The organism is Massilimicrobiota sp. mt181 (assembly GCF_055420065.1).
In genome coordinates, this window is the sequence record NZ_JBVAYN010000002.1 from 171,923 (window position 1) to 186,200 (window position 14,278).

The 14,278-nt window shown below is 32.0% G+C and carries 14 protein-coding genes; 1 reads left to right on the plus strand and 13 read right to left on the minus strand.

From position 1 onward, the window contains the following. Positions 1–11 precede the first annotated feature (11 nt). From ACZYT4_RS02075 to ACZYT4_RS02125, 11 genes are all read right to left on the minus strand, one after another. The gene (locus ACZYT4_RS02075; RefSeq protein WP_463781991.1) at positions 12–1,010 is read right to left on the minus strand and encodes a PfkB family carbohydrate kinase; all 999 of its coding nucleotides are present in this window, start codon (positions 1,008–1,010) and stop codon (positions 12–14) included. A 1-nt stretch (position 1,011) separates the two neighbouring features. Beyond that, positions 1,012–1,653 carry a bifunctional 4-hydroxy-2-oxoglutarate aldolase/2-dehydro-3-deoxy-phosphogluconate aldolase gene (locus ACZYT4_RS02080; RefSeq protein ID WP_463781992.1) on the minus strand — a complete coding sequence of 214 codons (642 nt, stop codon included), beginning with the start codon at positions 1,651–1,653 and terminating at the stop codon, positions 1,012–1,014. 29 nt (positions 1,654–1,682) lie between these two features. Beyond that, positions 1,683–3,401, minus strand: a complete 1,719-nt coding sequence (ilvD, locus tag ACZYT4_RS02085; RefSeq protein ID WP_463781993.1) for a dihydroxy-acid dehydratase — start codon at positions 3,399–3,401, stop codon at positions 1,683–1,685. A gap of 79 nt (positions 3,402–3,480) precedes the next feature. Continuing rightward, positions 3,481–3,780: a PTS sugar transporter subunit IIB gene (locus ACZYT4_RS02090; RefSeq protein ID WP_463781994.1), complete on the minus strand. Its 300-nt coding sequence runs from the start codon at positions 3,778–3,780 to the stop codon at positions 3,481–3,483. Positions 3,781–3,792: 12 nt separating this feature from the next. Then, on the minus strand, positions 3,793–5,229 hold the full coding sequence (locus tag ACZYT4_RS02095; protein WP_463781995.1) for a glycoside hydrolase family 1 protein: 1,437 nt from the start codon (positions 5,227–5,229) through the stop codon (positions 3,793–3,795). 3 nt (positions 5,230–5,232) lie between these two features. Beyond that, positions 5,233–6,267 carry a mannonate dehydratase gene (gene uxuA, locus ACZYT4_RS02100; RefSeq protein WP_463781996.1) on the minus strand — a complete coding sequence of 345 codons (1,035 nt, stop codon included), beginning with the start codon at positions 6,265–6,267 and terminating at the stop codon, positions 5,233–5,235. After that, entirely contained in the window at positions 6,233–7,036 is an 804-nt protein-coding gene (locus ACZYT4_RS02105; protein ID WP_463781997.1) for an IclR family transcriptional regulator, read from the minus strand. Before ACZYT4_RS02105 ends, uxuA begins: the two co-directional genes overlap by 35 nt. Before the next feature lie 67 nt (positions 7,037–7,103). Then, entirely contained in the window at positions 7,104–7,412 is a 309-nt protein-coding gene (locus ACZYT4_RS02110) for a hypothetical protein (RefSeq protein WP_463781998.1), read from the minus strand. 12 nt (positions 7,413–7,424) lie between these two features. Then, positions 7,425–8,186, minus strand: coding sequence for an IclR family transcriptional regulator (locus tag ACZYT4_RS02115; RefSeq protein WP_463781999.1), 762 nt, complete (start codon positions 8,184–8,186; stop codon positions 7,425–7,427). 57 nt (positions 8,187–8,243) lie between these two features. After that, entirely contained in the window at positions 8,244–9,563 is a 1,320-nt protein-coding gene (locus tag ACZYT4_RS02120) for a PTS sugar transporter subunit IIC (RefSeq protein ID WP_463782000.1), read from the minus strand. A gap of 176 nt (positions 9,564–9,739) precedes the next feature. Further along, entirely contained in the window at positions 9,740–11,101 is a 1,362-nt protein-coding gene (locus tag ACZYT4_RS02125) for a glycoside hydrolase family 1 protein (RefSeq protein WP_463782001.1), read from the minus strand. A 156-nt stretch (positions 11,102–11,257) separates the two neighbouring features. Here ACZYT4_RS02125 and ACZYT4_RS02130 point away from each other — a divergent pair, with 156 nt between their 5' ends. Next, complete coding sequence (locus tag ACZYT4_RS02130; protein ID WP_463782002.1) at positions 11,258–12,253, plus strand: LacI family DNA-binding transcriptional regulator; 996 nt, start codon at positions 11,258–11,260, stop codon at positions 12,251–12,253. A gap of 23 nt (positions 12,254–12,276) precedes the next feature. On the opposite strand, the gene ACZYT4_RS02135 is transcribed toward ACZYT4_RS02130, so the two are convergent. Continuing rightward, entirely contained in the window at positions 12,277–12,891 is a 615-nt protein-coding gene (locus ACZYT4_RS02135) for a DUF2238 domain-containing protein (protein ID WP_463782003.1), read from the minus strand. 208 nt (positions 12,892–13,099) lie between these two features. Further along, the gene (locus tag ACZYT4_RS02140) at positions 13,100–13,741 is read right to left on the minus strand and encodes a DUF2238 domain-containing protein (RefSeq protein ID WP_463782004.1); all 642 of its coding nucleotides are present in this window, start codon (positions 13,739–13,741) and stop codon (positions 13,100–13,102) included. Positions 13,742–14,278 lie beyond the last annotated feature (537 nt).

The window sequence follows — 14,278 nt, forward strand, 5'->3', positions numbered from 1 at the left end:
TTTCTTCCTCCTTATCTATTAATTTTTGAAACACCTTGATACATAAAACTCTCTATCTCTTCAATACTGAACTGATTGGCATCACCATGGATTGTGTGTTTCAAAACAGATGCACAGCATCCAAACATTAAGCTATATTGTCTATCACGTTGGTTCAATAATCCATACAATACACCTGAAAGAAAAGCATCTCCCCCACCGACACGATCAACAATATCATCAATATGATAAATTGGAGAAACATGCAATGACTCACCATATAAATATCCTGTTAATTCATTGACACTAGTAGAGATGATATCTCTCTTTGTTGACATGATATAATGAATATGAGGATATTGCTGTTTGATTTGGTTATAGACATCAGCTAATTTTTCTTCAAATGTTTCTTTAGAACTTGTGATATCTAAAAAATTCTGCGCATCAAGATATCCTGCTGATAAGATATCCACATATGGTAAAATACGTTTTAAAGCTTTTCCTGCTTCTTCAATACTCCAAAGTTTTGCACGATAATTACTATCATAGACGACAAGAATATTATTTCCCTGGCAATATTTGACCATTTCCACCACAGCATCCTGAATATGCTCATTTAAAGCCACTGTAATTCCTGACACAACAAAAACATCAATGTTTTGAAATACTGTTTTTAAATCAATATCATCCAATGTAAAAGATGTCATCGCACTATATTCACGATCATAAATCACCTGGCTCGCGCGATTCCCACTACCATTTTCTAAAAAATAGCTTCCTATACGCATATCATTTCTTAAAATCAATGATGTGTCCACACCATAGCTTTTCAAAAAAGAAATAACTGCATCTCCTAAGGCATTTTTTGGCAGTTTTGTCAGCAGTGATGTTTGAAAACCATATTGTGCCATATTGACAGCAATATTTGTTTCACTACCACCGACATGAACATGGAAATCCAATTCAGAAATACGGTGTCCTTTTAATGTTGAATAACGCAAAAGCGTTTCACCCATACACAATACATTCATACTATCTTGCCTCTTTAACCTTTTGAACATATTGTGCAGCAACAGATTTGACTTCATCAAATCGTCCTTGGGCTCCCAGCTTATTGAGTTCACCGCCAACACCAATTGCATCGACACCTGCATCTAACCAACTCTTTACATTATCAAGTTTAACGCCACCTGTGACCATTAGAGATGCTTGAGGCAAAGGTGATAAAATTGCCCCTACATATCCTGGGCCAAAAGCACTGCCAGGGAAAAGTTTTACCATTTCACTTCCTGCTTCCATAGCTGTCACAATCTCAGTTACAGTCATACACCCAGGAATATAGGGAACACCATAACGATTACATAAAACAGCTGTATCATAATGAAAGGAAGGTGAAACAATATATTGTGCTCCCGCTAAAATAGCACTTCTCGCTGTCGGAACGTCTAATACAGTTCCTGCTCCAATAAAAACATCTGGATCATCATAATACATTTCATTTAAATCCTTAATAATCTGTGAAGCATTTGCATTTGTATATGCCATTTCAATAGCTTTTAATCCACCTTCAATACAAGCCTTTGATATTTGAATACCTTCTTCTAATGTGTTTCCACGAATAACCGCCACAACGCCTTGTTGTCTTAATTTTGTTAGTACTTCTGATTTTTTCATTTTCTCTTCCTCCCTATTCATTTATGAAGTTATTTCATATATCCACCTTTCATAGCTGATACTGCTCTTTCAGAAAAGACTTTTAAAACACCATCTTTATATTTACTTTCAAATGGTTTTAAATGTTTTCTTCTTTCTTCCAATACTTTTTGAATATCTTCTTCAGACATTTTCTGACCATGGATACCACAAATACGTAATATACGTTTTGGGATATTAATTTCAATTAAATCTCCATCTTCAACCAATGCAATTGGTCCTCCGTCAGCAGCTTCAGGTGAGACATGTCCTATGGCTGGACCTTTTGAAGCTCCAGAGAAACGTCCATCTGTAATTAAAGCAATAGATGAACCCAATGTCTCATCTGAGGCAATGGCTTCAGTTGTATAAAACATTTCTGGCATACCACTCCCCTTTGGACCTTCATAACGAATAAACACAGCATCTCCTGGTTGAATAGAATGTGATAAGACTGCTGCAATAGCATCTTCTTCACAATCAAATGGTCTTGCAACTAATGTCGCCTCAAACATTTCTTTTGGTACAACTGTATGTTTTACAACGGCTCCTTCTGGTGCCAGATTTCCTTTCAAAATAGCAATACTTCCATCTGTTCCAAAGGCATTATCAAAAGAACGAATGACATCTTCTCTTTGAATGCCGTATTTTTCTAAGTTTTTAAAACATTTTTCATAATATCCACTCTGTTTTAATTCTTCTAGATTTTCTCCTAATGTTTTACCAGTCACAGTCATCACATCTAAATGCAGCATGCTTTTAATCTGTTCCATAATCATTGGAACTCCACCTGCATAATAGAAGAATTGTGCTGGCCAACGTCCAGCAGGACGAATGTCCAATAAATAATGTGCTCCTCGATGCAAACAATCAAATGTTTCTGAATCAATATTAATACCAAACTCTTTAGCAATAGCTGGTAAATGAAGCAATGAATTCGTTGAACCAGAAATAGCCGCATGAACCATAATCGCATTTTCAAAAGATTTCATTGTCACAATATCCTTTGGTTTGATATCATGTTCAGCTAACCAGACAGCCTGTTTTCCTGCACGATAAGCAAAATCTCGCAAATCTTGACTTGTCGCTGGAAGCAAAGCACTGCCTGGCAATGTTAATCCTAAAGCTTCAGCCATGATTTGCATTGTTGATGCTGTTCCCATAAAAGAACAAGCTCCACATGAAGGGCAGGCATGGTGCTTATAAAATTCAAATTTTTCTTTTGGAATTTCTCCTCGCTCATACATAGCACTATATGCACCAATCTGTTCCAAAGTCAAAAGATCTGGTCCTGCATCCATAACCCCACCTGTGACAACGATTGAAGGGATATTGACACGCGCTAATCCCATTAAGTGCGCTGGCATTCCCTTGTCACAACTGGCAATAAAGACACCACCATCAAAAGGTGTGGCATTGGCATGAATTTCAATCATATTAGCTATCATATCGCGTGAAGCTAATGAATAGTTAATACCATCATGTCCTTGTGCTTCACCATCACAAATATCTGTTGTAAAATAGCGTGCTCCAAATCCTCCAGCATCTTGAATTCCTTTTCTTGCTTCTTCAACAAGTTCTAACAAATGACCACTTCCTGGATGACTATCACCAAAAGTACTTTCTATAATAATCTGTGGTTTAGATAAATCTTCCAGTTTCCATCCTGTACCTAAACGTAAAGGATCTAATTCTGGCGCTATTTCCCTTAACTTTTGACTTTTTAACATTTAAAATCCTTCCTTCCTTTTCAAATTAGCAACAATACGAAAAGGCAATCTTAAAGCATAAAAGATTGCCTATAATCAATTATTTTTTTAAAGTTTCCAAAACAAGATTTAACACTTTTTCTCCATTCATCATGCCATAATCTCTCGTATCAATAACTTCTACAGGCTTATCAGTAAATGTAGAACGTATATGATTCAGTTGAAAACGAACCTGTGGACCTAATAAAATCATATCTGCATTTTGACCATATGTTTCTACTTCTGCCACTGGGCGAGCTTCAATATGAATATCTAACCCCTTTTTCTTAGCTGCCTCTAACATTCTTGTGACCAGTAAACTTGTAGACATCCCAGCTGAACAAACAAGCAAAATATTCATGTTTCATTCCTCCTATTTATAATCATTTTCTTCATCTTCAATTTCAAACTCACGTGTTTGAATTAAATCTTTATAAAAATATGCTGATTTTTTCAAATGTCTGTTTCGTTGATTTTCTAAATCAATTTCAACTAATCCATATCTATTCTTAAATGCATTCATTGGAGAAACATTATCTGTAAAAGCCCATAACATATAACCTTTACAATTTGATCCTTCCTGAATACCACGAATCAACCAATCTAAATGCATTTTAATAAAATCTATACGGTAATCATCCTGAATCATTCCTGTTTCATCTTTATATTGCTTTTCGTTTTCTACACCCATTCCACTTTCAGCAACAAACCATTCAAAATTATTATATTCTTTTTTCATACGCAAAGCCATATCATACATGATTTTTGGATAAATCTCCCAGCCACGATGAGGATTCATTTTTTTACCAGGCATATTAAAATCTTCATAATAGAAATCTGGATGGAATGGTGCATCAGGATGAACAGCAGTTGTGCGACCTTCCACACGATTAGGATGATAGAGATTAATACCTACCCAATCCAAAGTATTATTTTGAATAATATCTAATTCTTCTTGAGTATAATCCATTAAAATATCATGTTTCTTTAATAAATCAAAAAAACCTTCTTCATAATGTCCTTTAATCGCAGGATCTAAGAAAATACGATTGTAAAATAAATCATATTTATCAGCAGCATCTAAGTCTCTTGGGTTATGACCTCTAGGATAAACTGTTTCAATATTAATAATCGAACCAAATTTTCCTCCTTCAATGCGATAACCCCCCTCTTTATAAACCTTCATGATTTTATTCGTTGCTAGAGCTTTATTATAATTCCATTGCATCCATGCTTTGCTATCCTGGTAAAAAGGATAACGCAAAGCATCTAAATGAATACGTGTCTGCACAACAATAGGTTCATTAAAAGCAAACCAGTATTTCACTTTATGCCCATATCTTTTAAACGCTTCTTCAGCATAACGAACAAATAAATCCACAACATGTTTACTTGCAAAACCATCATACTTTTTAAATAACTCTCCAGGTATTTCATAATGTTCTAAACAAACCATGGGTTCAATACCTTGAGAAATCAATTCATCTAACATCTGATCATAGTATGCAGCATAATCTTCATCAACAATGACATTTTCATAATCTGTTAAAAAGCGTGTCCAGTTCAATGAAGTACGATAACAGTTCATACCAATTTCTTTCATATAACCAATATCTTCTTTATAGCGATGATAATAATCTGTCGCTACCGCTGGTCCATAGCCATTATGCCAGACATTTTTATTTTCTTTATACCATAAATCTATATAAGAATCCTGATGTTCTTTTTTACCGCTCCAACCTTCAGTTTGCCATGCACTGGCAGCAGCTCCTAAGAAAAAGTCATCAGGTAATAAAACTTTCTTTTTCATATACTATTTTCCTTTCAAAGCATCAATAATACCACCAAGATACATTGCTCCTAAAGCGCGATCATATAATCCATATCCTGGTTTACCTTTTTCTCCCCAAATCATACGTCCATGATCCGGACGAATATATCCATGAAAATCAGTTTCAATATAAGCTCGCATAATGTCAACCATATCTAAAGATCCACATTTTGAATAATGAGCACTTTCTTCAAATGAACCATCTTCTAAGATTTTCACATTTCTGACATGTGCAAAATGAATTCTTTTCATACTTCCATATTTTCTAATGAGATATGGAATATCATTAAGCTTTGTACATCCTAAAGAACCACTGCATAAAGTTAATCCATGATGCGTATCATCATATAATGATAAAAAACGATCTAAATTCTTTTCACAAGTGATAATTCTTGGAATGTTAAAAATAGACCAAGGTGGATCATCTGGATGAATCGCCATATTGACATCACATTCAACAGCTACTGGCATAATTTCCTGAATGAAATATTCAAGATTACTCCATAAACCTTCTTCACCTAATTGCTGATAAGCTTGGATTAATTCACTGACTTCTTCAGGTGAATAAGAGGAATCCCAACCTGGTAATGTCAATTTTGTTGGATCTAACTGATCTATTTCATTTTTATAATAAACAAGTGCCTGTGATCCATCTTCAAGAACATGGTCAATAGATGAACGTGTCCAATCAAAAACAGGCATAAAATTATAACAAATGCATCGAATACCACATTGTGATAAGTTTTTAATTGTCTGTTTATAATTATCAATATATTTTTGATAATCTCTTCTTCTTAATTTAATATCTTCATGTACTGGTACACTTTCAATGACTTCCAATTCTAAACCATATTGATGGACTTCATCTACCAGTTTCTGAATTCTTTCTAGTGGCCATACCTCACCAACAGGTATATCATAAATAGCACTGACCACTCCTGTCATATTGGGAATTTGTCTTATATTTTCTAATGTGACAGGATCATCTTCTCCATACCATCGAAATGTCATTTTCATGTCTATCGTCTCCTATCGCATACCCTAACTTTAATGAAATTGTATCTGCTACATTTTTCACAATCATACCTAAATCATCTAAATCAATCTGGCTTTCATAAAATCCTACACAACTGATAGATGCTATAACTTTGCCACTGTAATCAAATATAGGTGCTGCTGCAGCAATCTGCTGTAAAGTATTTTCACGATCATCAATTGCATATCCTTTTTTTTGGACTATTTCTATCTCTTTTCTAAACTCTTCAGGGGATGAAATAGTATACTCAGTAAAACATGTATATTCAGTAACAGCTATTGCTTTTTCTATTTCTTCTTTTGTACAAAAAGCAATCATGGCTTTCCCTAAAGCCGCACAATGAAGCGATCTCCTTGTTCCAATATTTGCAGTTGTGATAATACTTCTTTCAGATTCATATTTATAAATATATGTAACCATATAATCATTCAATACAGCCATAAAAGTTGTTGCCTGCATTTTATTAGCCAAATTAATCAAATCTTCTTTGGCATAATTCACTAAATCAATATTATTTAAGTAATGACTGCCTATAAGAAAAGATTGTAATCCGATTTTATAATGTGTAATACCTGAATGACTATCCTGTAAAATCATATTGCGATGTACTAATGTTTTGATAATATCAAAAAGGCTTGACTTAGGGCAGTTAAGCAATTGTGTTAACTCTGCTAATGTATAACCCTCTTTTTTTGTTGAAATGACCTCTAATACATCAATAGCTCTATCTACTGTTCTGTTCAATTTCATGGATATTACACCACCTTTTTACAATTTTTGTCAATTTTATTATAGTATATCTTTTTTCTGTTTTAAACTATATAATTTGATATCTTTCAAGTTGCAAAAGAATAAACATGACCAAAATTGTAATGGCAACTATTGATTGAGCCGTTTTTTCAATTTGAGTAAACTCTGATTTCTGACACCAAATCCTATATAATGCATAAGGTGGAAAAAGGACATTAAAAATATACGTAATGATTTTATATGTTGTGAATGCTTTCACTTGATGTGGATCTGGTTTATTTAATTTTTCTCTTAACTCTACAATATGTCTTTGGCGTTCATCAAGTCCTTCCATACTTTTTCGCCTATCTTTTCTTTTTTCTATTTTTGTAGCCATATTCTTCTCCTTTTATAAACTATATCCCATTGCTTTTGATATTAACATTGCTGTTGACATCACATTTTGAGCAATACTTTGTATATCTAAATTCTTTTGATAAAAATTGACACAACTTATTGCCGCTATAATCTTTTTGTTATGATTAAAGACAGGCGCAGCAACACAAACCTGATGAAGCGAAGCTTCACGATCATCAATGGCATATCCTTGTTTCTTCACATTTTCTAACTCATCCAGATATTTTTTCATAGATGTAATCGTATATTCAGTATATGGAATAAAATCTATTGTTTTTAAGATTTTTGTAACTTCCTGCTCATCTTTAATATAAGCAAGTAAGACTTTTCCTAATGCTGTACAATGAGGTGACATTCTTGTTCCTATGTTAGCTGTTGTAATAATACTATGTGATGATTCGTACTTATATAAATAGGTAACCAATCCTTCATCTAATATCGCTAAAAAGACTGTAGCCTTTTGCTTATTACCTAAATCTATTAAATATTTATTAGCAACCTCAACAATATCTAATCTTTCAAGACAACTACTTCCAATCACAAAAGAGTGAATACCCATTCGATATCGTATTTTTCCTAAATCATAATCCTCAACAATCATCTTTTTATATAATAAAGTCTGAACAATATCATATGCACTAGATTTTGGAATATCTAACATTTGTATAATTTCCATCAAAGTACAACCATTTTTGTGTTTAGATATAAATTCTAAAATTTCTATTGTTCTTAATGAAGTCCTATTAAGTTTCATATCAATCACCTTTGAATATAGTATCAAAAGCCGCTTTATATGCGGCTTAGATATCATTTATGCATTTTCCTCAGGTTGTTGTTTATTTGCAATAATGACAAATGGTGCATAAATAACAACTGAAATGACAATACATATAGCTTGAGTAATAATTGTACCAATACTTCCTCCCGAAGCTATCCAAGCATTTAAGAATGGCGGAGTTGTCCATGGAAAAGCATAAACAAGAACATCAGCGAATCCAATAACAGTCATAAAATAACCAAATGCCATTGTTGCTAATGGAGTAATAATGAATGGCAACATTAACAATGGGTTTAACATAATTGGTAAACCAAAATGTAATGTTTCTGAAATATTAAAGATATTAGGAACAATTGATAGTTTAGCAACCTGTTTATAATCAGATCTTTTTGAAAAAATCAAACATGCAATTAATAATCCCATGACGCATCCTGAACCACCAATATTTCCATAAGTATCCCAGAATGACATTGAAATAATATTAAGATCAGCAGGATTATAGTTTGGTGTATTGACAAGATCTGTATTTGCTAAAATGGCAGCATTTAATAATGGATCACGAACAGGTTTGATAATCTGATTACCATGAATACCGACACACCAGAAAATCTGAGCAACTAACATCAGTATAAGAACTCCTGGTAAACCTTGCACAACTGCTTGTAATGGTTGTTGTAAGAATGTGTAAATGATATCATATAATGACAAATGAACAATCTGAACAGCTGCAAAATTAATGGCTGCAAAGATAATAATTGTTAACATAAATGGAAATAAGTTATTAAAACTGTTTGTTACATTTGCTGGAACTGTATCTGGCATATGAATCTTTAAATATTTACTTTTCTGTAATTTTGTAAATAATTCAACAGACAATATGGCCACTAACATTCCTAAGAATAACCCTTTAGCAGCAGTGTAATCTTTTGCTAATCCTGCGACAGTTGTTGTTTCTTCACCAATTGTTGCCACAAGATTTGTATCTAAGCAAGCAACAAAACTACATAAAGCAACAATTCCTGGCATGAAACCTAGAATTTTATTTTTTTGTCCTAGTTCCAAACCAATTAAAACAACAGCAGCAACAGTAAAGAAATTAAGTGTTGCATAGTTAGCAGCGTTAAATAAATCTGTAAACATTGCCAACCAAGAAAAACCTGGTACTTTAGCTAAACTAATTCCGTTTCCGTCTGTAGCACATACAACGTTAACAACTAAAGTACAGAATGCTCCTGTAATGATAACAGGCATCAAAGTTGTGAATGCTGTTTTGATTGAATACATATGTTTTTGATTACTAATTTTATCAGCAATCACAAGTAACTTTTCTGTAAATGCATCTGAAATGTGCATTTCTCATTTCCTCCCTTCATATTTACGAACATCGTTCTTATATCTGTATTATAGGTTTAGGGGTAATCGCTTTCAATATCAAATCTTTATTTTCGTATCGTTTCCGTAAATGCGAACATTTTCAATCGATATACGAATATTTTGTCAATAAAAAGCACATAATGTGTTTTCTTTCCTTATATTTCATCGCTAAGACATTGACCATTTGTTTCAATAACTTTTTTATACCAATAAAAACTATCCTTTTTTATACGTTTATAGTCATTTTCTTTATCAACATAAACAAAACCATATCTTTTTTCAAAACCATCTCTTGTAGAATATAAATCTATTGCCGACCATGTCAGATATCCAATAATATTCACACCTTCATCTATAGACTTTTTCATATAACGTATATGTTCACGTAAAAACTCGATACGGTAATAATCATGCACTTGATTATTTTCTAAATTATCTTTATACCCCAAACCATTTTCCAATATTAAAATAGGCAACTGATAGCGATGATAATAATCATCTAATAAATGTTTAAAACCATAAGGATCAATATTCCAATCCCATTGTGTCTGTTTAACATAATGGTTAGGTGTTTTAATACAGTTTCTTAAATTCCCCTTATAAATACAATGATCGACTGGAATAGAGAAATAATATGTTAATGACTGAAAGTCAGGCTCGCTAGAACGAATAATATCCATATCTCCTTGATATATGACTTTATCAAATTCAGCTCCTCGAAAATCTTTTAAATAACGTTTAGTATAAACACCTCGATAATAGACATCGGCATTTCCATAACCAATTTTATACGCTAAATCATCAGCCAGTTCTACATCGATTGGATTGCATGTTTTCGGATAAAAGCATGCATTACCTATATTAGCTCCAACTTTAGCCATTGGATCGATGCGATGAATCAACTTCGTCGCTTTGGCGTATGCCAAATTAAAATGATGAACAATTTGAAATGTCTCTGTCATGTTTTTTTCTTTATATCCAGTCATATATTCTGCATCAAAACTTGCATGATTTTGTTCATTAAATGGTATCCAATATTTCACTTTTCCTTTAAACGCTGTGACAACTGTTTCTACATATCTCAAATAATCCTGTATACACTCTCTACTTAACCAACCATTATATTTTTCTAATAAATGATAAGGCAAATCATAGGCATACAAGGTTACAATAGGTGTAATATGATATTTTTCCAATTCATCTAAGATAGCACTATAAAAATCAATACCCTCCTGATTAACACAATCATCATTTCCATTTGGAAAAATACGTGTCCAGGCAATTGTAAAACGATAAGTCGTAAATCCCATTTCTCCGTAGTATGCTATATCTTCTTGATAATGATGATAATGATCACTTGCGACTTTAAATCCTTCAAAATCACCACTTTTTAAAGATGGTATATGCCTTTTATCAGCAATACTCAGACCCTTACGGCCTTCATTGGCTCCTCCTTCAAACTGTTGTGCATTGGTTGAGGAACCCCATAAAAAATCATTAGGAAATCCTTTTGTCATTCTATAAATCCTCCTTCAATATTTGATTATCAATGCTTTGATATTCTCATTATTATAAGTGATATATCGATTGTCAATTTTTTGAATGTAAATAGCATTGATTTAACTTGATATGTTATAATAATTGCGCAAATTATTTTCTCAAGGAGATTTCATATGAAAATACCATTAAAACAAATAGCTGAAGATTGTCAGGTTTCAATCACCACTGTTTCCCGTATTATCAATCATAAAGGTCGTATATCACAGCAGACCAGAGATAAAATTTTAAAATATATCGAACAAAAAGAAACCGAAATATATACACAATCTTTTCCTAAAAAAACCATTGGAGTTATCGTTCCCAATATTCAAAATGAATATTTTTCAACAATGATCAGTTTGATAGATAAATATTTTTCACAACATAATTGTTCTATTATGCTTCATATCACATCTAAAGATATCAATCAGAAAAAAGCTGCTTTTGAGGACTTTGTTTATCGACAGGTTGCAAGTATTATATATATTGGTGGCCCAGAAAAATTTCTTGACTATCATTCATTAAACAATATTCCTTTAATATGTATAGAACATTCACCCATTTTCAATGGATTTTGTGATTGCTTGATTCAAGTTGACCATGATATGGGTGGTTATCTAGCGACACAGGAATTACTAAAAAGTGGCTGTCGTCGCATATTATTCTTAGCCAATAGCAATATGTTAAAAGAAGAAACAGGTCGTTATTCAGGATATAAACGTGCTTTAATGGAAGCTAACATTCCACTTGATTCACAACTTATTTTTCAATCACCCAGCCAAAAATTTGGAATTATGGAAGCCAAAAATGCTATTCATTATTTACTTGCTAAATCGGTATCCTTTGATGGTGTCTTTGCAACAACTGATTGGCGTGGATACGCCGTGATTGCCGCCTTAAAAGAACATAATATAAAGATTCCCAAACAAATCCAAGTCGTTGGATATGATAATATCACAATATCAAAATACACTTTTCCATCTTTGACAACGATTCACATCAATTATGAACAAATTGCTCTCATTGCCTGTGAACAATTAGAAAAAATTCTTCATCAAAACAAAATTGAAAATCCTCTTATCACAATTTCACCACGTATTATCAGAAGAGAAACAACTCACATAAAATAAAGGAGATTCAACTTAAATCTCCTTTATTTTTCTTTATTCAATTGATATATCTTTCTTTCCAAAGAAACAAAAAAATGTTCTTTTGAACTTTGATCAAAATGTATCAGATAGAAAGACAAAACAAGACCTCCAATCACAGCTACCAGCATATCTGTGATTGTATCATGAACACCTGTTGTCCAATGGTTAATAGCATCATAATTAAAAAAGACTAATAATGCATATTCATAAAATTCCCATAATAAAGCAATTGATGCATTGACAGCATTTAAAAACAAAAACATCAAACTTTTACGATGATCTTCTCTTAAAAAATGTTTATATACAAAATATATCAGTTCACAAATGACAACACCACTGGCACAATGTGTAAATTTGTCATAATAAGGTGTTGAATAACCACCAAGACAACTTCCCCATAGACTCGCAAAATAAACAAAAACAAGATTAATAATGTAAAATTCTAATGGAACTTTGATATGTATGATTTTCATAAACATAGGTAAAATCCATGGTGTCAGACACGCAACAAAAGTCATCCCAAAATACTTACCTTGCCAATTCACATAGAACGCATATATCAAAGTCCCAATATAAATGATTAAACAACTATACCACACCATCTTCAATTTTTTCATAATGACACCTCTTTTTTATATTGTATCATTATTTCATGTTAATTGTGATGAAATAAATTTCTTTTTGTCGATTTTTCTCCATATTCATCATCACCCAAATAAATCTCCTTTTTAAATATTTTGTGAAATACCAAATCATTTAAAACAAGTATATCTTGTCTGATTCTGATAATACTGACATCACACAATAACATCATTTTTTATTATGTCAATTCTTTATATTGAAATCATAGAAATTTTCAACAATACGCATCAATAAATTTGGTTTTTGTTGATTTTTGTCTTTTATAATATCTAATAATACAAGACTTCCTCCACCTAAAGCACATAGCATATCCGTCATAGAATCATGAACACCTGTTGTGTAATGAAGAATACAATCATTGTTAAAAAAGATAAGCATAAAATATTCATAAAACTCCCAAATGACAGCAATGGATAAATTGACTGCCATAATAAAGATTAAAAAAAGAACATAATCTTGTTTATTATAAATTGCACGTTGTTTTTTAAGCATATAATAAAGAATCATTGCTATTATGCTCGCTAAAATACCACTAAAAAAATGTACAATTTTATCATAGAAAGGCCATGCATACCCTGAAAGAGCACTTCCTATCAGCGATGCAAAGTATATAAAAACAATATTAATAACTTTGATTTCATAGGTCATCTTTAAATGCAACAAATGCATAAGCAACGGGAACATCCATGGTGTTATACAAGCAACAAAACACATCATTATAGCTTTCAAATCTCCTACTTTTATATTCATAACAAAAGCAAATAAAAGTGTCACAATATAAATACCACTAACCAGATATAATATTTTTGACTGTTTTGTTTTCATAAATTTCCTTATCACCTTTTTATAAGAATCAATCCTTAAACAACTTTTTCGAATTCAAATTGCTTTAAAAATAACAAATACATCCAATAAACTCTCTATGAAGCTTAGGCCAAGGTAGTTTCTCAAACTCCAATCTTCAGTTACTCAGCATAATTGACCCAATGACGTAATATTTATAAGAGTATGACTTTTCTCTAACAAAACACATGACATCAATAGTCATATCTTTTATGTGTCAAAACAAATATCTACTTAACAAAAATTCTATCCATGTCAAATCATATCACTCTTAATAATATATAGACTACACAAAAGACTTTATGCTTATGAATTTATATATATAACCTATTTATTTTACTTACTTCTATATTTCCCATTTTGCATTATCCTAAACGAAATGCTATCAAACGATAACAATCAAACAAGTATCCCATCATTTAATAAAATACAAAAAATATTTTCTCTATAGTCTCCTTAATCCTTATAATAATTGATTCATTCTATAATAAAAAAGTAAAACTATTTTTCTTTTCATAC